We start from the raw sequence: 25,052 nt of genomic DNA on the forward strand, positions 1-25,052 counted from the left end.
GTTGCGCGGGGCCGTCGTGACGGCTGATGCTCTTGGTGTCGCACCGGCCAGGACCGGACCGACCAGTCGGCGGCGGGCGACAAACGACACTCATGCACTCATGCACTCATGCACTCATGCACTCATCCACGGGGGCACCCATGCCCAGACTCCGCTGACCGTATGACCGGGGCCGCCCTCCGCCACGGGGGTGCGGAGGGCGGCCCACCGAACGCTGACAGGGCCAAGCCAAGTAACCGATACTCATCTTTGTCACCCCGCCTTCGGCTATCCTCCGAAGGATTCCGCACGGCTGTGCAGGGCCCGCCGGAGCCGGCTTCGCCCCAGGGGCGGGCGGCAACTCGCCGGGCGGAGTCCCGTGTTCTTCTCCTCGTACCCCGATCGTGCCCGACGGCCTTCCCGGATTCTCGAAGGAGCATGAATTGCGAGTGGATGTGCGTGTCCGACGGCGCCCGCAACTGACGGGGTTTCGTGCAGTGGCAACAGTTGCGGTGTCCGCGGCCCTCGTCGTGCCCCTCGCTGCGACCCCGTCGAGTGCGAACACGGTCCACGAGGGTGCGGTGATCCGCGAGAGTGCGGCCGTCGGCCCTCGGACGCTCTCGGCGGTCCGACAGGACGGCACCGCGGAGACACGCGCTCAACTGCGCGAGTTGGCGCGGAAGTTGGTGGAAGAAGGAGTGCCTGGGGTGATCGTGCGGGTGGACGACGGTCACGGCAGGCCCATCGAGATCACCGAGCAGGCCGCCTGGACGAAGAAGGACCATCGGCTCAGTGCGGACGACGAGGTGCGAGAGGCGTCCAACACCAAGACGGTGATGGCCACCCTCGTCCTGCAACTGATCGCTGAACACAGACTCGCCCTCACCGACCCGGTCGACAAGTGGCTGCCCGGCCAGGTGCGCAAGGGCAGAGCGATCACCCTGCGCATGCTGCTCAACCACACCAGTGGGTTGTTCGACTACACCGACGACCCCGCCCTCGCACCGGCCCTGACCGGCTGGGACTCCCACGTATGGACGTCGGCGGAAATCCTGCGCCTGGTGAACAGACACCCGGCACTGTTCGAGCCCGGCACCGAGTGGTCGTACAGCAACACCAACTACATCGCGATCGGCGCCGTCCTGGAGAAGGCCACCGGCAAGAGCCTCGCGGCGCTGGTGCGGGACCGGATTGCCGAACCCCTGGGGCTCCGGCACACCTTCTACGCCACCGGCTCCGCCTGGCACGACCGGCACGCGCACGGCTACGAACCTGACGCCGCCCACATGCCGCCGGACGTCCCCGACGAGTTCAGGAACTACGCCGGACCGCAGCACGACGACCATGTGGACGTCACCGGCGACTACGTCACGGCCGACGGAGCGGATGCCGCGATCGTGTCCACCGCCGGTGACTGGTCCCGTTTCTACGGCGCGCTGATGTCGGGCCGCCTGCTGCCCGCCGCCCAACTGGCCGAGATGCGCACCACCGTGCCGGAGGACGGGCCGGGGGACCCGGACGAGCTCGGCTACGGGCTGGGCATCGAGACGGCGAAGACCTCCTGTGGCACGGTCTGGGACCACGTCGGCATCGTCCCGGGCTATGCGACCTACAACGTCACCGACTCCACCGGCCGTCGCACGGCCGCCTTCTTCTTTGCCACGTCCACTCTCACCAAGCAGGCGCACCAGACCGGCGCGGCCCTGATGGACGCGGTCAACTGCGCCATTCTCGACTGACCTGCGCGTTTCCGTGGAGGAGCCGCCTCCGGATCACGATGTGAAACGCCTGACTGAACGGTTCAACTCGGTTCATCGGAGAGCGAGTTGGCGTTGGGTCGCCGGCCGGTGATGAGTTGTCCGGCCGGGCGGCGCGAGGACGGGCGTGACTGTCAGGAGCTGTGGCGGTGGCCTCCATGGGACTGCTGTGCCTTGGGGGACGCGGGGGCGCTGGCCGACGAGGTGGTCTTGGCGGTGGCGGTGGCGGTGGCGGTGGCGGTGGCGGTGGCGGTGGCGGTGGCCGTGGCCGTGGCCGGACCGCCGGTTGTGCCGGAGGACGGGGTGCTCGGCGACGCGGACGGGGGAGGCGTCTGGCCGAGTGCTGTCAGGACCGCGTCGGCGACCGTTCCGTCCGCGTTTGTGGTGAGGGTGACGGGGTCGGCGGCGCCGAGCAGTTGATCGCAGCCCAGGTTGGTGAACGTCTGGTTGGCGCGTGAGGCGAGGAAACCGAAGAGGTTCGACGACACGCCCGGGTCCGGCGAGGGTGCCTTCTCGAAGAGCGCCTTGTCCCTGAAGACGCGCTGGATGCCGGCCGGGTCGCGGAAGAGGGTGGTGCAGAAGGCCGCTCCGTCACCGTCGGCGCCGGCACCGACCGCGGGCATGTTGACTCCGATGCGGTATGCGTTGGTCTTCGCGACGCTGCCACGGCCGTCGACGAGCGTCATCGGGTCGTTCTGCGGGACCAGCGCGATCGGCGCCTTCTGGCTTGCCGCAGCGGACAGTTCGTCCAACGCGAGGGCGGACGTGGCCCGGCCGTCGCCGGACTGGTCGCGCGCGGTGAACGGCTTGCAGCCAAGAGCGGGGTCCATGAACTGGGTCAGCAGCAGGTTGTCGCTGCCGTTGGCCAGATCCTTGGGGGTGTAGGCGCTCGCCGACTTGGCCTTGCCGTCGGGCCGGTGGTGTCGGTCGCCGCGGTTGTCCAGCCGAGCGGCCTTCGCGAGTGCGGCCCTGCTCGCGGCGTTGTTCTGGGCGATGCGGCCGCGCCCGTCCGCGAGGTAGTGGGTCACCACGTTGTCGCTTCCGTCCTGGTCCACGACGGAGAAGTCCCGCGTGGTCGGACAGGGCAGGCCGTCCTTGGCGGTGCCGAGCGCCGGAATCCTGAGGTGCTTCTTGGCGATCTGCGCGTTGGCCGCCCGGAAGAAGGCCGGCGCGTTGCAGTACGCGAACTGACCGAAGACCGATCCCGGCAGGCCGTTGACACACTTGCCCTGCGCGAGGCCGTTCGTACGACCACTTGTCCGCAGGGTCAGATTGGCGTTGTTGAAACCGAACCAGATGCCCACGGTCGAGCCGCGCGGCACCGAGGCCTTGGCGGGGCGCGCAGCCGGCCTGGTTCCCTTGTCGATCACCAACGGGTTGTAGATGGTCAGCTTGCCGTTCGGGGTGACGATCGCGGCCTCCACGAACGCCGACTGGTTGGGGTCGGCTTCGTGGCAGGGGCCCTGTGCCGGATCGGTCGCGACGAGTCTGTACGGCGTGGCCAGTCCTCTGGCGGTGAGCGGGTTGCCCGGCACCAACAGTGTGCAGTTCGGGTCGGGTTGGCCGGCCGCCTCGGGCTGCGCGGCGGCGGCCTGGTTCCCTTGCGGGCGGTGCTGGTCGTGGCCTTCCGCCGCGAACACCGAACCCGCGACGACGGCGAGAACGACCGGCCCGCCGAGGAGGGCGAGCGACATCTTCGACCGCTTCAGGCGTAGGGCGTGTTCCCGCCGTGAAGCACGCGATGACTGTGTCAGGTTCTTGCGGGCCACTGAGCTGCTCCTCACTGTGCGTCCCTCCATGGGAGTGCCCCACGGTCGCGCGGGCGCACGACGGTCGTGACAGTGCGGACCCTTCTCGGCGTGACGGAGGGGCGATCAACCCGATCGCGCGGCACGGAGGATCCACTCGCGGTACGCGCCGGGCACACAGCATGCTCAAAGGTTGCATCAGCCGTTGCCGAACCTTGCCGAACCTTGAACGAGAGGGCGTTCGGCCTGGTGACAGCGGCGGTCCCGTTCCGGTCTTCCACGGCGTGGCCGGGCTCTGCTTCGTCGGCCTCACCCGGATCGATCGGGCGGCCGGGCATAGACTTGAGCCGCTGTGCCTCGGGCCGGGCATGAAACGGGGAGTTGGTGTCCATGAGCGGGGACTGGGCGGGGGCGGGGCTGCCCCCGGCGGCAGCGGCGCGCATCGCGGAGGTACGGGACAGTGGCACGTGGTCCTCGGCGCTCTCCACGGGGGAGTTCGCCGCACTGCGCGCCGTGGGGTTCGAGCCGGTGGGGCAGGTCATGGGCTCGGCCGTGTACCACGTGGGCCGCAGCGGCCGGTACTGGGGCTATCACGACTGTCTTTACGGGGGCATACAGTACGCCTTCAGCAGCGCCCCGGCGCCCGTCGCCCTCTCCGGACACGGCGCCCCGTCCGCCGGGCTCGTCGAGGTGCTCGACCGGGCGCGTCGTTCGGCCCTCGACCGGATGACCGCCGAGTGCTCGGCTCTCGGCGGCGACGGCGTCGTCGCCGCGCAGCTGACCGTGGCGCCCTTCGTGGCGCAGCCCAACTGCCTGGAGTTCAAGGTGATCGGGACTGCAGTGCGCGCGGCCGGGGCGGTACGGGCGCCGCAGCCCTTCACCTGCCACCTCGACGGCCAGGGGTTCGCGAAACTGGTGACCGCAGGATGGGTCCCGGTGGAACTGCTGTACGGGATGTCCATCGGCGTACGCCACGACGACTACCGCATCCGATCACAGACGCGCTCGTGGAACAACACCGAGGTCAGCGGTTGGAGCGAGCTCGTTCAGGCAGTGCGCTCCGACGCCCGTGCGCACCTGCGGGCGCAGACGGGGCGGCGTGGCGGCGACGGCGTGATCCTCTCCGCGGGCCGCCTGCGCATCTGGGGCGAGTCGTGCATGCGCAGGAGCAACGACGATCAGCGGGACCATGTGGCCGAGGCGACGTTGCTGGGTACCACCGTCGCCCGCTTCACGGTCCGCGAGCAATCCCCCCGCACACTCACCGTGATGCCGCTCGACCCTGAACGACGTCGGCGGATCATGCGTCGCACCGCTACCGATATACGATGAGGGGAACCCGTTCATGAGCGTCTTCAACCCCGCCGATGGCAGCCCCGACGGGATGTCCGCCCAGGGCGTGCCGGCCGACGCGATGCGGCGGCTGGCCGAGTTGCAGCCGGGCAAGCCGGGTTCGATCTTCACCAGTGACCTGTCGGTCAACGAGTTCTTGCTGGTGCGCGAGGCGGGATTCCGGCCCATCGGCCTCGTCCTCGGCAGTTCGATCTACCACGTGGGCATCCAGCTGGGTCGCTGGGGCAAGAACCAGGAGCTGACGACGCTCAGCCAGGCGATGTACCACGCCCGTGAGCTGGCGATGACCCGCATGGAGGCGGAGGCGGCCCAACTGGGCGCGGACGGTATCGTCGGCGTGCGGCTGAGCGTCGAGGCCCGTGAATTCGGCAACGACGTCGCGGAGTTCATCGCGATCGGCACCGCGGTCAAGGCCGATCACCCGGCGCCGGGTGGCAACGGCGGCAGCTGGCGCAACCTCAAGGGCCAGCCGTTCACCTCGGACCTCAACGGTCAGGACTTCTGGACGCTCATCCGCGCCGGCTACGCCCCGCTGGGCATGGTGATGGGCACCTGCGTCTACCACATCGCCCACCAGAAGATGGGACAGATGTTCTCCAACATCGGCAAGAACGTGGAGATCGAGCAGTTCACGCAGGCGCTGTACGACGCGCGGGAGCTGGCGATGGCGCGGATGCAGCACGAGGCGGAGGAACTGCGAGCGGAGGGTGTCGTCGGCGTACAGCTCAACGCGCACAACCACCGCTGGGGCGGTCACACCACCGAGTTCTTCGCGATCGGCACGGCCGTACGGCCGCTGCGCGAGGACCACGTCATCGAGCGACCGACGATGGTGCTCAGCCTGGACGGCTGAGCGTCCGGCCCAGCAGACTCGGACCAACCGCACACCACGAGAGGCCCCGCGATGACCTCCCCACACGACCCCGTCCCGTTCGAGCCCGACGGCGCATCGGACTCCATCGACCTGCTGACGGCCGCGCTGCGCAGGGACGCCGCCGATCTGGACGTCTATGCCCAGGTGGTCACCGTGACACTTGCGGAGGCGCTGCCGCCGGGTTCCGTCGTCGTCGAGCGCAAGCGGAGCATGGCCGATCGGCTCGCGGGCCGTGCCGGCCGCGTCGACCGGCTCGAGGTCTTCCTCGGCGAGCAGCGTCTCGTGCTCGACCTCAAGGGCGGGCAGCCCACGGGCGAGGTGTGCAAGGAGGTCCGCGGCGTGGTGCTCTCGCGGCGCCCGGTGGCGCTCGACGAGTGGGTACGGGAGCTCGCGGTCGCGATCGCGGCCCGTGCACAGTCCGACGCGCGGGCACGGGCGGCGCTGGAGCGGCTGGTACTCGGGGAGTGAGGGCGCAGCCTCCCTGGCCGAGGACCGGCTGCGCATCCTTCTCAAGGCCGTGAGTGACATTCATGACCGCCGAGCCTGAGGTGTTCTTTCAGCCTCAGAGCCGAGCCAGGGGCCGCTCCGGCGGCCCGGCGGGCAGGTGTTGTCAGGGCATGGCGGGCGGCAGTGGTGGGAGGCGTTCGTCATAGAGCCAGGCGTACAGCAGCGGCTCGACCGTCGCAGGCATGGAGCGTCCGGCGTGGGCGACGAAGGCCGCGGTGTCGGCGCTCCTGCCGTGGTGGGCGTGGTGCCAGCCGCGCAGCATCGCGAAGAACCGCTCGTCGCCCGCTGCCAGACGCAGCGCGTGCAGGGTGCACGCGCCGCGGGTGTAGACGCGGTCGTCGAACATGCGGTCCGGTCCGGGGTCGGCGATCCGCAGGCCGTCCTGTTCCCGCGCCAGTGTGTGCCAGGCCGCCCTGGCGATGGTGTCGGCCGAGTCCTCGCCGATGTGCTCCGACCACAGCCACTCCCCGTAGGTGGCGAAGCCCTCGTTGAGCCAGATGTCCCGCCAGTCCTGCAGGCTCACGCTGTTGCCGAACCACTGGTGGACGAGTTCATGGGCGACGAGCGTCTCCGACGTGCGGCCGCCGTCGATGTGGTTGCGGCCGAAGACGGACGCGGTCTGGTTCTCGACGGGCTCGTCCAGGTCGGCATCCACCACGACCGCGCCGTACGTCTCGAAGGGATACGCACCGAACCAGCCGGTGAACGTCTCGAACATCTCGGGCTGGCGGGCCAGGTCGTACTCGGCCTGCCGGGAGAGGCGGGCGGGGTACGCGTCGCGGCCGGTGACCAGGCGGCCGGTCGCGGTGTCGCGGGCCCGCCAGGTCCGGTGGGTGAAGCGGCCCGTGTACAGCGCGGCCAGGTACGGAGCCATCGGCCCGGGGTGGTGGTACGTCCAGCACTCGGTCGTCCCCGTGCTGCTGTGCTCCAGGAGCGTGCCGTTGGCGAGCGCCTGGTGGCCGCGGGGCACGGTCACCCGGAAGGTGAACTCGGCCTTGTCATCAGGCCGGTCGTTGCACGGGAACCACGACGGGGCGCCGAGCGGCTGAGCGGCCACCAGTGTGCCGTCGTGCGGGTCGCCGGTGCGGTCCCAGCCGATGAGGCCGAACGGCGTGCGCACCGGGCCCGGCCGGCCGCCGTAGCCGATCTCCAGGGTGAACGGCGTGCCCGCCCCGATCGGGCGCGGTGCGGGCAGGACCAGCTTGCGTCCAGTCCGGCGCGGGCGCACGGACGCCCCGTCGACCCGGGCGTCGCGCACGCTCAGCCCGGCGAGGTCGAGGTGGACCTGCCGCAGCGTCCGCTCGGCCACCGCGCGGATGTGCGCCCGGCCGTCGAGCGTCGCGGCGGCCGGGTCGTACGTCAGCCGCAGGTCGTAGGCGACGGTGCGGTGATCGTGGGTGCCATGGCTCGCGAAGTAGCGTTCGGCCTGCCGGGGCAGACTGTCCATGGCCGTGACCGCGAGCGGGGCGAGCGCCGCGCCGCGGATCAGCGAGCGTCGGCTGCACCACGTCATGCCGCCTCGCCTTCGCCGAAGCGGGCCGCGCCGTCGGCCGCGGAGACACCGGCGATGGGGTTGCCGGCCCAGCGCGTGCCGTCGGGCACCGTCTCACCACGCATCACGAGGGAGGCCGCGGCGACGGACGCGCCGGCGCCGATCGTGGTGCCGGGCAGGGCGATGCTGTGCGGGCCGAGAGACGCTCCGGCGGCCAGGCGTACGGCGTCCATCCGCATGATCCGGTCGTGGAACAGATGGGTCTGCAGGACGCAGCCGCGGTTGACGCTGACCCCGTCGCCGAGGCTGACCAGGTCGGTCTCCGGCAGCCAGTACGTGTCGCACCACACCCCCCGGCCGACACGCGCGCCGAGCGTGCGCAGCCACCAGTTCAGCGCGGGCGTGCCGAGGTGCGCGCCCGCGCCCCAGGGTACGGCCAGCGTCTCCACGAACGTGTCGAACAGCTCGTTGCGCCACACGAACGACGACCACAGGGGCCGTTCGACCGGCCGGAAGCGGCCCACGAGGAGCCACTTGGCGCCGGTCGTGGTCAGACAGGCCAGCACGGACGCGGCAAGCAGCAGAGGGGCGCCGACCAGTGCGGCCAGCGGAAGTCCGCCGCGGTCCAGGGCCTCCTGCTCGGTGAGGAACACGCCCTCGGCCAGGAGCGTGCCGAGGATCACGGGCAGCAGCCGGCACAGCTCCACGGCCGCGCGGGCCGCCACCAGCCGTCGGCGCGGGGCGAACGTCCGCGCAGGGTCGGCGCTGTCGGCTACGCGCGGCAACGGCATCACGGGCCGGCCGATCCAGGACATGCCCGGCCCGCCGTGGGCCGGTGCGTCGGAGAGCACACCCACGAGCGCCCGGTCGGGGACGTCACGGCCGGGTGCGACGATGCCCGAGTTCCCCACGAACGCGCGCGCCCCGATCCGCACGGGCCCCAACCGCATCCATCCGTCGCGCAGTTCGAACGGCGCGACGAGCGTGTCGTCCGCCAGGAAGGCCCCGTCGTCCACCTGAAGCAGGGACGGCAGCGGCAGCACGGTGGAGATCTCGGTACCGCGGCCGACGCGTGCGCCGAGCAGGCGCAGCCAGTACGGCGTGGCCAGACTCGCGTAAAGAGGGAACAGGCTGCCGCGGGCACCGTCGACCAGTCGGGTCACCAGCCAGGCCCGCAGGGCCACGCCCCCGTCCGCGCGGTGCAGACCGGGCTTGATCGAGCGGCTCAGCAGACGCACGGTGACCGCGGTGACCAGCATCCCGCACACCATGGTCAGGACCGCGAGCAACGGCGCGGCGGCGAGCAGATGCCCGGCCGCGCCCGGCAGCGTCGGCGTGTGGCGCACCAGCAGCCAGGTGACGAGCAGTGCCGGGGCCGCCGCGAGCAGCGACAGCAGGGGCAGCAGGACGAGGCACAGCGCGTAGGCCAGGTGCCGGCCGCGCGAGCGGACCGCCGGCCGTGCGGGCCAGCCGACGCCCGCGAGGCGTTCAGCAGGCTCGGCCGGCCGGGCCGGCGAACCGCTCCATACATGGCCGTCGGGGACCCGGCCGTCGAGACAGCTCCCGGCGGTGAGTTCCGCGCCGCGTCCCAGCACGGCGCCCGGCAGCAGTGTGCTGCGGTGGCCCACCCGGGCGCCCGCGCCGAGGGTGACGGTGCCGATACGCAGCCGGTCGCCGTCGAGCCACCAGCCCGCGATGTCCGCCTCGGGTTCGACGCTGCAACCGTCGCCCAGTTCGGCCAGGCCTGTCACCGGGGGCATGGTGTGAAGCCGTACGTCGCGTCCGGTCCGGCAGCCGAGGGTCCGGGCGTACAGCGCGGCCCACGGGGTGCCGAGCAGGGCGGGAACACCGAACGCGGCCACCGCCCGTTCCGCGGTCCACAGCCGCAGATGGACACGTCCGCCGCGCGGATACGCTCCCGGGGCGATCGAGCCGGCCAGCGTACGGGCGAGGACCGCGCCGACCAGGCCACGCAGTGGCGCGCTGAACAGCACTGCCCAGCCCACCAGGACCAGCCACCACGACGTGTGCGGGGCCCAGCGGTGCGGGGCGATCCAGCCGAGCACGTTGTCCACCGCCGCCAGGCCGACCAGGGCGCGCAGCCCGGTGATGCCGTAACCGGCCTGGGTGACCAGGAACTGGACGACAGCGGTCCGCCGGGGTACCGGCCGGACGGGGCGTACCTTCCGCACGGAGCCGGTCAGGGAGTTGAGATGGTCGGCCATGCTCTGGAGCACAGGGTGCCGGTAGAGGTCGGCGACGGAGAGACCCGGATAGTCCTCGCGCAGTAACGAGGCCATCCGGGCGGCGGTCAGGCTGCTGCCGCCGAGATCCACGAAATGGCTGTCGGGGCCGGGGCGCAGGCCCAGCAGCTGCTCCCAGATGTCCGCCAGCCGTGCGGCCGTCCCCTGCAGCCGCTGCGCGGCGCCGCCCTGGTCGGCGTCGGCCAGGGGCACCGGCCAGGGCAGCGCCTTCCGGTCGACCTTGCCGGACGCACGGGTGGGCAGGTCCGTCACCTCGGCAAGGACCGGTACCAGCGGTGCGGGCAGCCGCTCGCTCAGCAGTGCCCTGGCCTTGGCGGCCTCGAAGGCGGAGCGGCCCTCGGCGTCCTGCTGCGGGATGACGTAGCCGACCAGCACCTGGGTACCGGCCGCGGTCGACTGCACGGCCGCGGCTGCCCCGCGCACGCCCGGCAGGGCGAGGAGGGCCGCGTCGATCTCGCCGAGTTCGATACGGCGTCCGCCGAGCTTGATCTGGTCGTCCACGCGTCCGAGGAAGACCAGTCCCTCGGCGTCGGCGCGCACCAGGTCGCCCGAGCGGTAGGCGCGCGGCGAGTCCAGCGCCGGGCACGGCCGGAAGCGCTCCGTGTCCTTGACGGGATCGAGGTAGCGCGCGGTTCCGGCGCCGGCGATGACCAGTTCGCCTTGCTCGCCGTAGGCCACCGGTTGCCCGGCCTCGTCCACCACCGCCAACTCCCAGCCGGCCAGCGGCAGCCCGATGCGCACCGGCTGCCCGGGCGCCAGCAGGGCGGCGCAGGCCACGACGGTGGTCTCCGTGGGGCCGTAGGTGTTCCACATCTCCCGCCCGGGGCGGGCGAACCGATCGACGAGACCGGGAGGGCATGCCTCGCCGCCGAGGATCAGTAATCGCACCTGGGCCAGCGTCTCCTGGGGCCACATGGCCAGCAGCGTGGGGACGGTGGAGACGACGGTGATCCCACGCTGCGTCAGCCAGGGGCCCAACTCGTGGCCGGCCCGTACCAGGGCCCGTTCGGCCGGCACCAGGCAGGCGCCGGAACGCCAAGCCAGCCACATCTCCTCGCAGGAGGCGTCGAAGGCGACGGACAGCCCCGCCAGCACCCGGTCGCCGGGGCCGAGCGGACGGCCACGCAGGAACAACGCGGCCTCGGCGTCCACGAAGGCGGCGGCGGAACGGTGGGTGACGGCCACGCCCTTGGGCGCACCGGTCGAGCCGGACGTGAAGATGATCCACGCGTCGTCCCCGGGAGCGGGCGCGGCTCCCGCCATCGCTCCGGACGGCGGCGCGAGGCCGGCCGGCTGCGGGTGCGGCCCCAGGACGTGGCACACGCCGGCCTCGCGGAACACCGTGGCGGCGCGCTCCTCGGGATCGTCGGCGTCGACCGGGACATAGGCCGCACCGCAGTGCAGTACGGCGAGGATCGACAGGTACAGCTCGGCGCCACCCGACGGCACTCGAATGCCGACCCGGTCGCCGGGGCCGATTCCCTGCTCGGCGAGGTGGCGGCTGCGTCGGTGGGCCTCGGCGCACAGTTCGAGGTACGACAGCACCTCGGCGCCGGTGTCCAGGGCGGGTGCGTCCGGGTGCAGGGCGGCGGTGGCCTGCAGGACATCGACGAGGGTGCGGGGCGACGCGGCCGCCGCGGAGCGGAAGAGAGCCCGGCCCTCAGGGGGCTCGGGAGACGGTGGCGGGGCATCGAGTGCGGTCGATGTCAAAGTCGTGCCTCTGGATTTCGGTACCTACGGGCTTCAAGCCCCTTATGCACTGTGAGAGGGCTGTGAGCATCGGCACGTTCGCCAACTCCGAGCAATTGATTAACTGCCCCGCCATGGGAGGAAATTGACGAACCATAGACCCTGGCGGTGTGATTCGGTCACCTTGCGCAGACTCTTTTCGATTGAGGAAAGAACTGGACGAGAGTCTGGTTCGTTTCTCCGTGCGGGCTCTGTCGAAGCCTTAAAGGAAAAGGGAGTCGGACCGCAGCCGGGTCGCAGTGCGGTCGCGATGACGGAATAGCCGCCTCGAAGGTTGCCAACGGTGTTTTCGCGGTTTAGTTCGCTGCTCCCGGACGGGCTGCGGCAAACCGATCGCGACCCGCACCACGGACATTGACGGACCGCCGTAAGAGGCGCGGGCGGTGCGGCGGGAGCGCCGTCGTGTGTTCATCAGCGGTCGTTCGCATGGCTCGGACGCGTCGGCAGACGTGCTGCGTCGCCTCGCGCCGAGGACCGGCGGCCTGGCTGCCGCCGCACGTGGCGTCATGTCAGATGTGGTCCCGTTCCCTGCGCCATGCTGCAAGCCGCGCCATTTGCTCACCCATGCCGCGTGCTCCGGCCAGCGGCGTGTGGACGTGGGGCCAGACCGAGCGCACGAGGCTGATGTGTCGTGCACCGCCGAGGGCGACCACGGGGTCAAGGCCGACGATGTCACGCACGGTCGCCTGCTCCAGAAGGACCTGGCTCGTCACCGCGTCGGCAGCGCCATGGGGTGTGTCGTACGGCTCGATGACGTCGTCCAGTTCGAGGAGTCCGTGGCGTGCGGAGAGAATGAGCAGCCGGTCGGGTTGCAGTGCATCGGCCGCCTTGCGGCATGCCCGGTGGTAGGAGCCGACGTACATGTCTGCCGAGCGTGCAGGCACGCCGAGTTTGCGGCTGCCGCACGGGATGACGACGAGTTGTGGCTTGAAGTAGTCGAGATGGTCGTTTGCGGTCATGCGTGTCGTCCTGCCTGTGCGTGTGATGAGGGCGGTACCGATCGTGTGCGCGCCCCGTGCGTCCTGGCGGAGCGGCAGTCCGAGAGAGCGGGGCCGGGCCGTTCCGGGGGCTTGAGCGCCTGCGGTGTCCCGGGAGGTCGGAGGGGTCAGTCCTCTGCCCTCATCCGTCGGCGGGCCCCTGGGTGTGCCCGGTAGGGGCTGACGCTCGGCTCGCCCGGTATCCAGAAGCGCCAGGGGTACAAAGCTGCAGGACCGCCCACTCCCGTCCGCGGCCCTCGGCCTACCCCCGCGGGTGAGACGCCGCCGGCGGGCTCCGCGAGGAACAACTCGGCAGCCGTGTCGCAGGCCGGTTGCCCGTCATGACGTAGATCGGAGATGCCCAACGCCCGGGCGAGGTTGGCCGGGCCACGCGCCAGGTCGCGCGCCCGCACCCGAGGCCCCCGGCGTTCTTGCGCCACGTCTGCCCCCTCCACGACGGTGCCGGCCCGGAGCAGCACCGAAGCGGGACGCCGCCCCGGTCCGCATACGGTGTTCAGGCACCGATGCACCGCGTGCGTCCGGTACACATAGAAGGTCCCCGGCGCCCCGAACTCCGCTTGATTCGTCCGGTTCGGGCCCCGGAACGCGTGCGAGGCCGGATCGTCCGGTCCCTCGTACGCCTCCACCTCGGTGATACGCACGGCCGTCACGCCATGCTGCGAGCGCGAGACCACGAGAGCCCCCAGCAGTTCGGGAGCCACCTCAAGGGCGGGCCGGTCGAAGAAGGGCTCGCGCAGGGCGGGCCGCCCTGCCGACGCAGCCCCCAGCTCATCGAACGCCCGCAACTGCTCGTGATCGATCCCGGCCGGGCCCCGGACCGCCCAGTGCTCTGTCAAGCCGCTGCCTCCTGTCGAGGTTCCGGGGCGCGGGATCCCGCGCCCCACCGTTTCAGCGCTCTCCTTGCGTCACCCCATGGCCCGGGAAACGGCCGTGAGGCCCTCGGATACGGACCTCCGGGCCCGACGCCCGTCATGCCGTTGCGGGAGGGACCGCGAGGCCGCGGGGACTCCCGTGTGCCTCGTCGCTGACACGAGATGCTCGGCCAGGGAGGGGGCATGGTCTCTGCCCGCGGTTCGACCCCGGGTTCCGTCCACCGGTCTCCAGGATCGTGGCCGGCGACCGTCGACGGTGAACCAGTCAGGGGGAGAGCCGCCGGCGCAGCCGCACGTGCGCGGTCTTCTCGGCGTCGGCGAGCCTGGCACGTCCCGTCTCGGTCAGGGTCACCTCGACCGTCCTGCGATCGCCGTCACGGCGATTGCGGTCGATCAGTCCGGCCGCCTGCAGGCTCTTCAGGAGAGCGGACATCCGGGTCCCCGATTCCTGGAGGAACGCCGTCAGGCGGGTCACGGGCACGGGCAGGCCCCCGGCTTCGGCGAGGGCGCCGAGGATGATGCAGTCGTGGAGCGACAGACCGTGCGCAGCCCGCAACTCGCCGTGCAGAAGGCACAGGCTCCACAGGATGGACGGGGGCTGACGTGTGGTGTTCGCCGGATCGCGGTCGGTCATGCTTCTTTCCCGGGGTGGGTCCACCGGCCGCGGACTCGCGGCCACACGTTCACAACCGCGTTCTCCGCAAGGCCGATGGCGGGCCGGGGGACATGAAGCCCTCAGATCAGGACACACGGCCTGTCGCCTGGCGGATGTCCCGATATGAGGCTGATGTGGCACGGAGGGCTGTACGTCCCCGTCCTCTCCCGGATCTAACGTCGTCGACGCGACGTGGTCGCACAGGTCGGTCCGTGCAGCGGGTTCCAGATCCTCGGACACGTGACACGTGGGGCGGGCGACCGGTCAGGACCGCGCCGGGATCGTACGACTTCACACAGGGAAGAAGGCGTTCTACGCCATGGCCTCGCAATCGGACACCGCACGAACCGTGGTTCACGGGCTGGATTTCGGACTCAACGCATGGGTTGTCGACGAGCAGCGGCAGCGTTACCTGCGCGACCCGGGCTCGGTCGAGGAGACGTGGCGGGACTTCTTCGCCGCCCCGGCTGTCGCGGCCCGCCCGCCCGTACCAGCCGCCCGGGGTACATCGGCAGTCCGGTCGGCGCACGCCGTCTCCGGCCCGGAGTACCAAGGCGGCGACGAGGCGGCACTCAAGGCCGTCCGGGTGGCGGCGCTCATCCACGCCTATCGCGTGCGCGGTCACCTGATGGCCGGCACGGACCCGCTCACGCCACAGCCCGTCGCCCATCCGGAACTGGACCTCACCGCGTTCGGGCTCCATGACGCGGACCGGGTGCAGGGCGTCGTGGTGGACGGCTTCGCCGGGCGCGCCACGATGACGCTCGACGAAGTGCTCGGTGCGTTGCGGGAGTTCTACTGCCGTAACGCCGGGTTCGAGTACATGCACATCCAGGACGCCGGCGAACGCCGCTGGATCCAGGAGCGGGTCGAGAACGTGCCGGGCCGGCCGGACCGTGCCCGGCAGCTGCGGATCCTCTACCGGCTGGGCGCGGCGGAGGCCTTCGAGACGTTCCTGCAGACCAAGTACGTGGGTCACAAGCGGTACTCGCTCGAAGGCGGCGAGTCGATGATCGTGCTGCTCGACTCCCTGCTGCTCGGGGCCATGGAGGACGGTGTCGCAGAAGCTGTGATCGGTATGGCGCACCGCGGCCGGCTCAACGTCCTGGCCAACATCATCGGCAAGTCCTACGCCCAGATCTTCGGCGAGTTCGAGGACGCGGAGGACCTCGGGTCCGTGCAGGGTTCGGGGGACGTGAAGTACCACCTCGGCGCGGAGGGCACCTACCGTGCCCTGCAGGGCGGCACGATCGCCGTCTCGGTCGTGGCGAACCCCTCACACCTGGAGATCGTGGGACCGGTCGCCCAAGGAGTGGTGCGCGCCAAGCAGGATGTGGCCGAGGCGCACAGCGGGTGGCTGTCCGTCCTGCCGGTCGTCGTCCACGGAGACGCGGCCTTCGCAGGCCAGGGCGTGGTCGCCGAGACCCTGAACATGTCGCAGCTGCCCGGCTACCGCACGGGCGGGACGGTCCACGTCGTCGTCAACAACCAGGTCGGTTTCACCACGTCGCCCGCCCACGGCCGCTCCAGCACCTACGCCACCGACGTGGCACGCATGGTGGAGGCGCCGATCTTCCACGTCAACGGTGACGACCCGGAGGCCGTCGACCGCGTCGCGCGGCTCGCCTTCGACTACCGCCAGACGTTCCACAAGGACGTCGTGGTCGATCTGGTCTGCTACCGGCGTCATGGACACAGCGAGGTCGACGACCCCTCCATCACCCAGCCGGTCATGTACGACCTCATCGACGCCAGGGCCTCGGTGCGCACGCTGTACGCCCAGGCCCTGGTGGCCCGCGGGGACATCGGTGAGCGGCAGGTGGAGGCGGCCCGCCGCAACTACCAGGACCACCTGGAGGGGGCCTTCGCCGAGACCCGGACGTTGCCCGCTCCCCACTTCGGCCACGGCATGCCTGGTGACGGCGTCGGACGGACGACCGCCCCGCGCGCGGCCCGGCGGGCGGGGACCGCTGTCGACGAGGCGACCGTCCGGCAGGTCATCGCCTCGCAGAGCGACCTGCCGCAGGGCTTCACCGTGCACCCGCGTGTCCTGCCGCAGCTGCAACGGCGCACGGCGGCGCTGGAGACGGGCACGGTCGACTGGGCCACCGCGGAGATGCTGGCGATCGGTTCGCTGCTGCTGGAGGGTGTGCCGGTGCGACTGGCCGGGCAGGACTCGCGGCGCGGCACCTTCGGCCAGCGCCACGCCGTCCTGACCGACCGGCGCACCGGCGCGGCGCACACACCGCTGAACTCCCTCGGCCCGCGGGCCGCAGGTTTCGCACCGTACGACTCGATGCTGTCCGAACTGGCGGCGCTGGCCTTCGAGTACGGCTACGCGCTGGCCCGCCCCGAGGCCCTGGTGCTGTGGGAGGCCCAGTTCGGGGACTTCGCCAACGGTGCGCAGACAGTCGTCGACGAGTACATCGCTTCGTCGGAGCAGAAGTGGGGTCAGCGCTCGGCAGTGACGCTGCTGTTGCCCCATGGACTGGAGGGCCAGGGCCCGGACCACTCCTCCGCCCGGATCGAGCGCTTCCTGCAACTGTGCGCCCAGGACAACATGACCGTGGCCATGCCCTCCCTGCCGGGCAACTACTTCCATCTGCTCAGGCAGCAGGCACTGGGCGGCCGCGGACGGCCGCTGGTCGTTCTCACCCCGAAGTCGATGCTGCGGTCGAAGGCTGCCACCTCCGCCCTGCCCGAGTTCACACAGGGCGGCTTCCGCCCGGTCCTGCCGGATGACACCGTCGACCCCGCCCAGGTCACGCGCGTGCTGCTGTGCTCGGGCAAGGTCTCTTACGACCTTGACGCCCACCGGCACGGCACCGGCTCGACCGGCACGGCGATCGTCCGCGTGGAACGCCTCTACCCGTTCCCCGAGGCGGAGCTCGCGGCGGAACTCGCCCGCTTCCCTGCGGCCGCACACGTGCGGTGGGTGCAGGAAGAGCCGGAGAACCAGGGGGCGTGGTCCTTCGTCGCACGGCGTCTGTACCGGCTGACAGGACGCCTCGTGGAATGCGTGAGCCGGCCTGAGGCGCCCGCCCCCGCGGTCGGCTCCGCCCGTCGGCACGGCCTGGAGCAGAAGGCTCTCCTGGCATCGGCCTTCCGGTGAGCAGTGCCATGAGCCTGCCGGCACGCATCGACCAGCGTGCGTCTCCGCGCCTGAAACGCAATAAAATCCACAAATCATTAAAATGCTTACGTTGTGCGAGCGGCCGGAGGATGCGTCATGGCCGAGATCACCTGCCGCAGAATCGATGAGCAGACGTCTGCCGAGGACGACCGGCTCGGCAAGCGGGTGCGGGTCGACCGGATCTGGCCGGAGGGCATGCGCCGCGAGGGTGCGGCGCCCGACGAGCGGCTGCGGGAGGCCGCACCCGCCGCCGTTACCTCACCGAACTGGGCGACCTGCTGACCGCCACCCAGGACACGGGCCACAGCCACGCCGCCGTCCTCGCGGAATGGCTCACCGAACCCGGCCCTCGCGATGAACGGCGTCCGGATGCCGACCCTCCCGATCCCGGACGTACCGGTCCCGGTCCCCGACCGCCCGGATACCGCGCAGTCGTCTCCGCCGCGGTGACCGGCCTCAACGCGGGCGCGCTCGTATTCGTCATGGGCACCGGCATCGTCTCCATGGCCCTGTACGTCATCGGCGTCGGCGCCGCCTCCGCCGCACTGCTGTGGGTTGCCCTGGCCGGATTCGTGATCCTGGTGCCCGCTTACGGCTGGCGGCTGCTGCGCCGGCGCGAGCGATTCGTCGCGGACCTCGTCGGGCCGCGCGGCTTCGCCTTCCTTACCCTGGCCATCTCCTCCGACGTGCCGGCCGCGCGTCTCGTACCCGACGGCCACACCGCAGTCGCCCCTGAAGCGGGGTCCCTCGCTCGACCAGGTGAACGGCGCAGCGCGCACCCGCCTGCCGGAGGGCGGCGCGGCGGGCCGGCGCTGTGTCCCGCGTCATGCGGAGGGGCACACCTGCCCCGTCACCGTCGGGCGCGCTCACGCTGCCGGAAGGCCGCGTGGCGCAGGGAGTGCCAGGCGACCACCGCCCAGGCGGCGACGAGCAGGGCGTACAGGACGACGGCAGTCCAGGCGAACAGCAGTGATCCGGTACGGGCGGCGAGGGCACTGGTGCCGGTGACAGCGGCGCCGAGGGGGAAGATGAAGGACCACCAGGTGGGTGCGAAGGGCAGCCCCTTGCGCACCTCCCGCACGGTCAGCGCCGTGGCGAGTACCAGCCACAGCAGGGCGAAGCCCCAGATCCCGAGTCCACCCAGGAGCGCCGCGACCGCACTCCCGCGCGCGTACGGGGCGGGCAGCGCGCTCGGTGCCGCCGTGGCCAGCGCACCCAGCGCCGTGACCGCCTGGTCCAGCGCTCCCACGCCGATCCACACCGTGGGCACCGCCGCACCGCTGGGCGCGTCGTGATGCACCAGTCGGCCGTACACCATGGCCAGCACCAGCAGGACCGCGACCAGCCCGAGTCCGAGCATCGCGTAGCAGCCCAGCAGCAGGGTCAGCCGTACCTGCCCGACCGGTGCCCGCGGGACGAGCAGCGCGCCCGTGGCGGCGGAGACCAACGGAGGCACCACCGGCAGCAGCCAGCCGCCGAACGCTGCGTCCGGCGTGAAACGGTGCCGCGTGACCATCAGATAGGGAACCGTGCAGGCGGTGGCAAGACCCAGCACGGTACCGGCCGACCACAGCACCCAGTCCACGTCCGTCGCCGCACGCTCCCCGATCAGCCGCCGGCCGAGCAGCAGCGTCCCGGCCCCGACGGTGAGCAGCGCCACCGGCGGTGCCCCGAAGAATTGGGCCTGTACCGGATCGCCGGCGTGCACCCGCAGCGTCCGCTGCCCGAAGTAGCTGACGATCAGCACGATCAGCAGCAGCGCGGTCCCCGCCCAGACGACTGTGGCGGCCTCGTCGAGCCAGGGGAAACCGCGTGGCAGGGTGGCGGCCGCGACGGCCACGATCCCGCTGCCCATGACGGCCGCGAACCAGCTGGGACCGAGATCTCCCCGCCCCTTGCCGTTCGCCCCGGTCGGACGGTCACGGGCAGGTGAGGACCGGCTCGGAACGGGGTCGTCCTGGGACGGGATCGCCCGGCTGGTACTGGAGTGGGGTGCCACGGTGCGGAGTGCCTTCTCTTGTCGTGTCGGATTCGTCACCGTCCACGATTGGCGACGGTGACCGGCCGACCGGCCGGACCGTGCCCGAAAGCTCACGGGGGCACGGCCGGGACCGTCGGCCCGTTGGTGCCTGCGACGCTATGGCGAAGCCCGGCTTCCGCCACAGAACAGCGCGCGCCATGACACCCTCACACCAGGACATCGAGGCGCCGTGCGGGTTCGTTGCTGGATGACGGCTGATGCCCCGATGTGCCTCTCCGGGCATGTGCCGGCGGCACGCGTGGCCTGGCGAGACGGCAGGCCACCGCTGAAAGTCCGAGCCGCGCGACCAGTTGGGTTTGATAATCAAACCCGCAAAGCCTACTGTGGGACCCGGTCCCTCCGGGAGGCGCACAATGAAGGAGATGCCGTCAGGCAGGAAGCCGCTGCTGGTGACCGTGCTGGTTTTCCCCGGCGTACGACTGCTCGACGTCACCGGCCCGATCGAGGTGTTCTCGACGGCCAACGAGTTCGGTGGTCGCTTCTGCGTACGCATTGTCTCTCCGGACGGCGCCGACGTGGTCACCGCGGCAGGCACAGGACTGCACGTCGATCTGGCTGCCGCGCAGGTGCAGGAGGCCGGCGACGTGGTCGTCATCCCCGGTGGCCCCGAGTGGCCCTCCCTCGTCAAGGACGACACTCTGCTGGACGCTGTGAAGGCGCTCGACGCACGCGGTTGCCGCACCGCGTCCATCTGCACGGGCGCCTTCCTCCTCGCCGCGGCCGGGCTGCTCGACGGACGCAGAGCGACCACGCACTGGCGCTTCGCCGACCAACTCGCCCTGCGCTACCCGCGGGTGACTGTCGAAGCCGACGCCCTGTTCGTACGCGACGGCCACATCATGACCTCCGCAGGCGTCAGTTCGGGCATCGACCTCTCGCTCTCCCTGGTCGAGGAGCACCTCGGCGCCGACGTCGCCCGCGCCGTGGCCAAGGACATGGTTGTGTTCATGCAACGGCCGGGAGGCCAGTCGCAGTTCAGTGTCCGCACCCACACTCCACGCGCGAGACAGGAGATGCTGCGCCGGGTCCTGGACGCGGTCGCCGAAGATCCGTCCGCTCCGCACACCCTTGCCGCCATGGCGCGTCGGGCGGGTGTGAGCCCCCGTCACATGACGCGCCTTTTCCACGACGAGATGGCCACGACACCGGCCCGCTATGTGGAGCAGGTCCGTATGGAAGCCGCCCAGGCGATGCTGGAAGGGAGCGACGACCCCATGGCCACGGTGGCGCGGCGCACCGGCTTCGGCTCGGCGGAGTCGCTGCGCCGGGCCTTCACGCGCAACCTCGGCATCACACCGGGGGCCTACCGGGCACGCTTCCGCACCACGCACACCGCAGTCGACGGCCAGCCTGCCTGACGAGCGGAGACTTCCTGCGAGCACAGGTCATCGCCGAGTTTTGACGGACCCGTCACCCGACCGAGCCGGACAGGCCGACGATCAGGCTTCCTCGATGGTCCACCCCGGCATCGGCTCTGCGAGCGCGGCCCGACACGGGGGTCCGCCGAAAGGGGCGGCGAAGTACTGCGTCTCGTGCAGTTCGTTCGCGGCGGTGGCGGCCTGGGCCTGACCTGCGGCACTGCTGACCTGGCCAGATGTCCTGACGCTCGGTCAGCAGTGCCTGCGAGTTCCTGCGAGTTCCCGCGAGTTCCGATGAGCGTGAGGGTGAAGGCTCACCGGAGCTGACGACTTCAGCTTCCTGAGGGACTCGTACCGCCGTGAGTCACTGCTTGCTCGACCGGGCGCCGCGCAGGAACAGGGTGCTGGTGAGGGCGCCGAAGAGCACGAGGGCCGCGTTCACCGCGATCGCGACCTTCAGACCACCGAGGACGGCCGCAGCACCGGTACCGGTCATCGCGGCGGTGGCGATGGCGCTCATGATCGGTGTGCCCATGGTGATGCCGATCTGCTGGGTCATGGTCGCGAGCCCGGTGGCCAGGCCCTGCTCGTGGTCGGCGAGACCGGAGGTGGCGGTGACCATGAAGCCGACGATGACGAGCATGTTGCCGACCCCGCCGGCGAAGGTGGCCACGAGCAGCAGCCACATCCAGGAGCGGCCGTCGCCGAGGCCGAGCAGGGCGGCCGTGAACACGGTCTGCAGGATGCCACCGGTGATCAGCGTCTGCTTGCTGCCGATCCTCCCGATGACCTTCGGGGCGACCGAGCCGCCGACGACCGTTCCGAGACCCAGCACGCCGAAGGACAGGCCGGCGGTGAGCGGGGAGAAGCCGAGCACCTCCTGGAGGTACAGGGTCAGCAGGAAGACCAGGGAGGTCTCGGTGAGGAACGCGATCAGACCGGCGACATTGCCCCAGGCCACCGATCGCTTGCCGAGCACGCTGAGCGGCACCAGCGGGGCGGCCACCTTGCGTTCGACGGCCCAGAAGACGATCAGCAGGACCATGCCGGCCGCCGGCGACAGCAGCGCGGACGAGGAGGCCCAGCCCTTCTCACCCGCCTGGGTGAGGCCGAGGACGATGGCCAGCAGGCCGAGCGTGACGCTGAGAGCCCCGGGCAGGTCCAGCTTCGGGTGCTCGTCCGGCCGGGACTCCCTGATGACCGTCGGGGCGATGAACAGCACGGCGAGGGCGACGGGGACGTTGACGAAGAATGCCCAGCGCCAGGACAGCAGGTCGGTCAGCAGACCGCCGAGGATCGCTCCGGTGGTGAACCCGGCGGACATCAGTGCCCCGTTGAGACCGAGGGCCTTCTCCCGCAGCGGGCCCTCGGGGAACGACGTCGTCATGAGCGACAGCCCGGCCGGGGTCACCGCCGCGGTGGCCAGACCCTGGAAGACACGGGCCGCGATCAGCACCTCCGGGTTCTGCGCCAGGCCGCCCACCAGCGAGGCCGCGCCCAGCACCACCAGACCGCCGAGGAAGAGCCGGCGTCGGCCGAACAGGTCCGCGACCCGGCCGAACAGCAGGGTGAAGCCCGCCGCGCACAGTGCGAACGCGGTGCCGATCCACTGCAGGTGCGCCAGCGAGAAGCCCAGGCCCTTGCCGATCACCGGCAGTGCCACGTTCAGGATGGAGAAGTCCACCGCCAGCATGAACTGGGCGGCGAGCAGCAGCACCAGGACCAGCCGCAGGCGGGGAGTGAGGACGGCCGGTGAGGTGCCGACGGCTGTGCCGGCTGTTCCCGAGTCAGTGACGGACATGAGGCCGAGACCCTTCTCTTGTGCGCGGGCGTCTGTCACGCACCGCTGGGGAAAGAGGCTCGCCTCGGCTCGGGGCTCCAGCCAGAACCCTGTTGCGCGCAGCCACCGTAAGGGTGGTCATGACATGACCACCCTTACGGCCCTCGGGCCGCCCGGTGGGCGGGCATCATGGGGGATGACTCGCGGCTCGCCAGGCAGGGTGCTCAGGGCCGTGCGGCCGGACATCCGAGAAACCGGAGGCATCGATGCACGCTCCGTCCGAACTCGGAGACTTTCTCAAGTCCCGCCGTGCCGAGGTGTGCCCGGAAGACGTCGGCATCTCGCCGCATCCGACCCGTCGCCGCGTCACCGGTCTGCGCCGGGAGGAGCTGGCCATGCTCGCCGGCGTCAGCATCACCCACTACACCCGTCTGGAACAGGGCCGCGCCATCAGCGCCTCGGACGGCGTACTGGACGCGATCGCACGCACCCTGCGCCTGACCGAAGACGAGACCGCACATCTGAAAACCCTCGCCCGCCCGGCCGCCGCGTCCCGCCCTGCTCCACCCCGCGTCGAGCGCGTCGGCGCATCGGCGCGGCAGCTGCTCGCGGCCATGTCGGACGTACCGGCGCTCGTCCTCGACCGCCGCAATGACGTGCTCGCCTGGAACCGGCTGGGCCATGCGCTGCTCGCCGGGCACCTGCCACCCGACAGCCCCGACAAGCGGGCCGCCCGCCCCAACGTGACGCGGATGCTCTTCCTGGACGAGCACTACCGGGAGCTGTACACGGACTGGGACGAGGAGGCCCAGCTCGCCGTCGCGTCGCTGCGCCTGGTCGCCGGCCGTCACCCCGACGACCGCCGGCTGGCCGAGCTGGTCGGCCAACTCGCCGTGCAGTGCGACGAATTCGCCTCTCGCTGGGCTCGCCATCCGGTGCGCACCTGCACATCGGGAGTGAAACAACTGCGGCATCCACTGGTCGGCACCATGGAGCTCAGCTTCGAGAACCTTGTCATCCCCGGCTCGTCCGGCCAGCGCCTGATCGCCTACACGGCCGAGCCCGGCTCGCCCTCCGAGGCGGCTCTGCGCCTGCTGGGCAGTCTCACCGCGGAGACCGAGGACACCTCCGCGACAGTGTGACCGCTACGTTCGTCCAACTGGGCCGGACTGCCGGCGTTGGCGGCCGACCACGAGTACGCCACGCCGGCCGGGGTGATGGGCCAGGGCGGCGGATCGGCCGCGCTGGAGCCGATGTCGGTGTCCTGCAGAGCCTCCCTCCCGAGCTGCTCGACGAGATCTCGGATCCGACCGGTTACCAAGGCATCGCCGGAACGGAACCCCCACAGTCAAGCGTTCGTGGCGGTGACGGCCTGGGCCTGACCTGCGCCCTGCGTGATGGGGCGAACCCGGAGAGTGTCTCCGGGGCGCCGCCCCGGCCCTGGAGGGTTCCGTCGCCGTTGCTGTGCCTGCGGACGCGGCATGAGCTCGCCGTAGTATCGAAGGACGTTCGACCAGGGTCGGCTCGGGCCGGGAGCTGATATCAGGGACAGGCAAGGATGAGCGAGCACAGCAACCACCCCACCGCCTCGACGGGCGCGACGGCCAAGGAGTTCAGGCTGGACGGTTCCACGCTGCGCCGCCGCCACCGACGGGCGGTAGGGCAATTCGCGCTGTGTGTGTTCGTGCTCGTCCCCTGGACCGTCTTCCTGGCCGTCTCGCTGCCCGATCGCTTCGAGGCCCGGTACTGGCCCATGGTGTGGGTGGGCTTCGATGTCATGCTGCTCGTCTCGCTGGCCGGCGCCGGGGTGGCGGTATTGCTGAAGCGGCAGGCCCTGGTTCCGTTGTCCTTCGTGGCGGCCTCGCTCCTGGTCTGCGATGCCTGGTTCGACGTTTCCCTGAGCTTGGGCCGAGGTGACGTGTGGGTAAGTGCGGCCTCGGCCGTGCTGGTTGAACTGCCACTCGCCTTCCTGCTCGTCATGCGCGCACGCCGGGTACTGAAGCTCTCGGCTCGGCTGGCCTGGCAGCGACTGGGGCTGGCGGGCGAACCTCCCCCGCTGTACAAGCTGCCGCTGTTTGTCGCCCTGGCTTCGTCGGGCAGCGTTCAGTCCGACCTGGACCTGAAGGGCGTCAAGGACGCTTGACAGTGCCGGGTTTGCACGGCGGGCGGCGTCACTGACGGTCACGCTGTGTATGCGTATTGAGGGTCCGCCGGTCGGCCGGCGAGTCACATCACTAGATCATGCGATGCGCCTCAGGAGCGCCCTGGGGCATGCTGCCTGGTCAGGGCTGTCCGGCTGGCGCTCATGGCGTCTGGGGCGCCTGTGGGACACCGGTGAGTCGCCCGTGGCGTAGTCACCCACCTTGGGGCCAGGTTCGGACGGCCCGTCGAATCACTCGATCATGCGATGCGTCTCGGTACCGCTATGAACCAGTCTGTTCTGGTTGGGGAAGAACGCATCCCATTGCGGAAAGAGAAGCGCATCTGTCGGT

Annotated in this window: 17 protein-coding genes; 9 read left to right on the plus strand and 8 right to left on the minus strand. The window is 70.8% G+C overall.

Features of this window, described 5'->3' with window-relative positions; all coding sequences use genetic code 11:
- Positions 1-476 precede the first annotated feature (476 nt).
- Positions 477-1,718 (plus strand): serine hydrolase, encoded by a 1,242-nt coding sequence (locus EDD90_RS46545; RefSeq protein WP_221305155.1) that lies wholly within the window; start codon positions 477-479, stop codon positions 1,716-1,718.
- 152 nt (positions 1,719-1,870) lie between these two features.
- Here EDD90_RS46545 and EDD90_RS46550 read toward each other — a convergent pair whose 3' ends face one another.
- A complete protein-coding gene (locus EDD90_RS46550; protein WP_185149463.1) occupies positions 1,871-3,430 on the minus strand; it encodes a hypothetical protein in 1,560 nt (519 codons plus the stop codon).
- Between the two features lie 444 nt (positions 3,431-3,874).
- On the opposite strand from EDD90_RS46550, the gene EDD90_RS46555 reads away from it, so the two are divergent.
- From EDD90_RS46555 to EDD90_RS46565, 3 genes are read left to right on the plus strand one after another with little or no spacing between them, the layout of a single operon-like run.
- Positions 3,875-4,816 carry a heavy metal-binding domain-containing protein gene (locus EDD90_RS46555; protein ID WP_123979071.1) on the plus strand — a complete coding sequence of 314 codons (942 nt, stop codon included), beginning with the start codon at positions 3,875-3,877 and terminating at the stop codon, positions 4,814-4,816.
- Positions 4,817-4,829: 13 nt separating this feature from the next.
- Entirely contained in the window at positions 4,830-5,690 is an 861-nt protein-coding gene (locus EDD90_RS46560; RefSeq protein WP_260328524.1) for a heavy metal-binding domain-containing protein, read from the plus strand.
- 51 nt (positions 5,691-5,741) lie between these two features.
- Positions 5,742-6,179 (plus strand): hypothetical protein, encoded by a 438-nt coding sequence (locus EDD90_RS46565; protein WP_123979072.1) that lies wholly within the window; start codon positions 5,742-5,744, stop codon positions 6,177-6,179.
- Between the two features lie 142 nt (positions 6,180-6,321).
- Here EDD90_RS46565 and EDD90_RS46570 read toward each other — a convergent pair whose 3' ends face one another.
- The 5 genes from EDD90_RS46570 to EDD90_RS46590 all read right to left on the minus strand — a co-directional run bounded on the left by EDD90_RS46570 (position 6,322) and on the right by EDD90_RS46590 (position 14,227).
- A complete protein-coding gene (locus tag EDD90_RS46570; RefSeq protein ID WP_123979073.1) occupies positions 6,322-7,731 on the minus strand; it encodes a M1 family metallopeptidase in 1,410 nt (469 codons plus the stop codon).
- The gene (locus EDD90_RS46575; RefSeq protein ID WP_123979074.1) at positions 7,728-11,684 is read right to left on the minus strand and encodes a Pls/PosA family non-ribosomal peptide synthetase; all 3,957 of its coding nucleotides are present in this window, start codon (positions 11,682-11,684) and stop codon (positions 7,728-7,730) included. Before EDD90_RS46575 ends, EDD90_RS46570 begins: the two co-directional genes overlap by 4 nt.
- Positions 11,685-12,232: 548 nt before the next feature.
- Complete coding sequence (locus EDD90_RS46580; protein WP_123979075.1) at positions 12,233-12,682, minus strand: DUF6884 domain-containing protein; 450 nt, start codon at positions 12,680-12,682, stop codon at positions 12,233-12,235.
- Positions 12,683-12,828: 146 nt separating this feature from the next.
- On the minus strand, positions 12,829-13,557 hold the full coding sequence (locus tag EDD90_RS46585) for a DNA-3-methyladenine glycosylase (protein WP_398927703.1): 729 nt from the start codon (positions 13,555-13,557) through the stop codon (positions 12,829-12,831).
- A 301-nt stretch (positions 13,558-13,858) separates the two neighbouring features.
- Positions 13,859-14,227, minus strand: coding sequence for a MarR family winged helix-turn-helix transcriptional regulator (locus EDD90_RS46590; protein WP_123979076.1), 369 nt, complete (start codon positions 14,225-14,227; stop codon positions 13,859-13,861).
- A 340-nt stretch (positions 14,228-14,567) separates the two neighbouring features.
- Between EDD90_RS46590 and EDD90_RS46595 the strand changes: the two genes are divergently transcribed.
- Together EDD90_RS46595 and EDD90_RS46600 are read left to right on the plus strand one after the other, a co-directional pair.
- Positions 14,568-17,360 (plus strand): multifunctional oxoglutarate decarboxylase/oxoglutarate dehydrogenase thiamine pyrophosphate-binding subunit/dihydrolipoyllysine-residue succinyltransferase subunit, encoded by a 2,793-nt coding sequence (locus tag EDD90_RS46595; protein ID WP_123979077.1) that lies wholly within the window; start codon positions 14,568-14,570, stop codon positions 17,358-17,360.
- A 117-nt stretch (positions 17,361-17,477) separates the two neighbouring features.
- Positions 17,478-17,663 (plus strand): hypothetical protein, encoded by a 186-nt coding sequence (locus EDD90_RS46600; RefSeq protein ID WP_311737256.1) that lies wholly within the window; start codon positions 17,478-17,480, stop codon positions 17,661-17,663.
- A 568-nt stretch (positions 17,664-18,231) separates the two neighbouring features.
- Here EDD90_RS46600 and EDD90_RS46610 read toward each other — a convergent pair.
- Positions 18,232-19,380, minus strand: a complete 1,149-nt coding sequence (locus tag EDD90_RS46610; protein WP_260328525.1) for a TDT family transporter — start codon at positions 19,378-19,380, stop codon at positions 18,232-18,234.
- A 404-nt stretch (positions 19,381-19,784) separates the two neighbouring features.
- On the opposite strand from EDD90_RS46610, the gene EDD90_RS46615 reads away from it, so the two are divergent.
- The gene (locus EDD90_RS46615; protein ID WP_185149464.1) at positions 19,785-20,780 is read left to right on the plus strand and encodes a GlxA family transcriptional regulator; all 996 of its coding nucleotides are present in this window, start codon (positions 19,785-19,787) and stop codon (positions 20,778-20,780) included.
- A 364-nt stretch (positions 20,781-21,144) separates the two neighbouring features.
- Here EDD90_RS46615 and EDD90_RS46620 read toward each other — a convergent pair whose 3' ends face one another.
- Positions 21,145-22,581, minus strand: coding sequence for an MFS transporter (locus EDD90_RS46620; RefSeq protein WP_123979078.1), 1,437 nt, complete (start codon positions 22,579-22,581; stop codon positions 21,145-21,147).
- 245 nt (positions 22,582-22,826) lie between these two features.
- On the opposite strand from EDD90_RS46620, the gene EDD90_RS46625 reads away from it, so the two are divergent.
- Together EDD90_RS46625 and EDD90_RS46630 are read left to right on the plus strand one after the other, a co-directional pair.
- A complete protein-coding gene (locus EDD90_RS46625) occupies positions 22,827-23,702 on the plus strand; it encodes a helix-turn-helix transcriptional regulator (RefSeq protein WP_123979079.1) in 876 nt (291 codons plus the stop codon).
- A 416-nt stretch (positions 23,703-24,118) separates the two neighbouring features.
- The gene (locus EDD90_RS46630; protein ID WP_123979080.1) at positions 24,119-24,703 is read left to right on the plus strand and encodes a hypothetical protein; all 585 of its coding nucleotides are present in this window, start codon (positions 24,119-24,121) and stop codon (positions 24,701-24,703) included.
- Positions 24,704-25,052: the final 349 nt, after the last annotated feature.

This window comes from Streptomyces sp. Ag109_O5-1 (assembly GCF_003814875.1).
In the GTDB taxonomy this organism is placed as follows: domain Bacteria; phylum Actinomycetota; class Actinomycetes; order Streptomycetales; family Streptomycetaceae; genus Streptomyces; species Streptomyces sasae.

What these genes read in the sequence shown, in the direction of transcription:
- EDD90_RS46550 (WP_185149463.1), bottom strand. Translation starts at nt 3,430, where the DNA reads ATGTCGCTCGCCCTCCTCGGCGGGCCGGTCGTTCTCGCCGTCGTCGCG.
- EDD90_RS46555 (WP_123979071.1), top strand. Translation starts at nt 3,875, where the DNA reads ATGAGCGGGGACTGGGCGGGGGCGGGGCTGCCCCCGGCGGCAGCGGCG.
- EDD90_RS46560 (WP_260328524.1), top strand. Translation starts at nt 4,830, where the DNA reads ATGAGCGTCTTCAACCCCGCCGATGGCAGCCCCGACGGGATGTCCGCC.
- EDD90_RS46565 (WP_123979072.1), top strand. Translation starts at nt 5,742, where the DNA reads ATGACCTCCCCACACGACCCCGTCCCGTTCGAGCCCGACGGCGCATCG.
- EDD90_RS46570 (WP_123979073.1), bottom strand. Translation starts at nt 7,731, where the DNA reads ATGACGTGGTGCAGCCGACGCTCGCTGATCCGCGGCGCGGCGCTCGCC.
- EDD90_RS46580 (WP_123979075.1), bottom strand. Translation starts at nt 12,682, where the DNA reads ATGACCGCAAACGACCATCTCGACTACTTCAAGCCACAACTCGTCGTC.
- EDD90_RS46590 (WP_123979076.1), bottom strand. Translation starts at nt 14,227, where the DNA reads ATGACCGACCGCGATCCGGCGAACACCACACGTCAGCCCCCGTCCATC.
- EDD90_RS46595 (WP_123979077.1), top strand. Translation starts at nt 14,568, where the DNA reads ATGGCCTCGCAATCGGACACCGCACGAACCGTGGTTCACGGGCTGGAT.
- EDD90_RS46600 (WP_311737256.1), top strand. Translation starts at nt 17,478, where the DNA reads ATGGCCGAGATCACCTGCCGCAGAATCGATGAGCAGACGTCTGCCGAG.
- EDD90_RS46615 (WP_185149464.1), top strand. Translation starts at nt 19,785, where the DNA reads ATGCCGTCAGGCAGGAAGCCGCTGCTGGTGACCGTGCTGGTTTTCCCC.
- EDD90_RS46620 (WP_123979078.1), bottom strand. Translation starts at nt 22,581, where the DNA reads ATGTCCGTCACTGACTCGGGAACAGCCGGCACAGCCGTCGGCACCTCA.
- EDD90_RS46625 (WP_123979079.1), top strand. Translation starts at nt 22,827, where the DNA reads ATGCACGCTCCGTCCGAACTCGGAGACTTTCTCAAGTCCCGCCGTGCC.
- EDD90_RS46630 (WP_123979080.1), top strand. Translation starts at nt 24,119, where the DNA reads ATGAGCGAGCACAGCAACCACCCCACCGCCTCGACGGGCGCGACGGCC.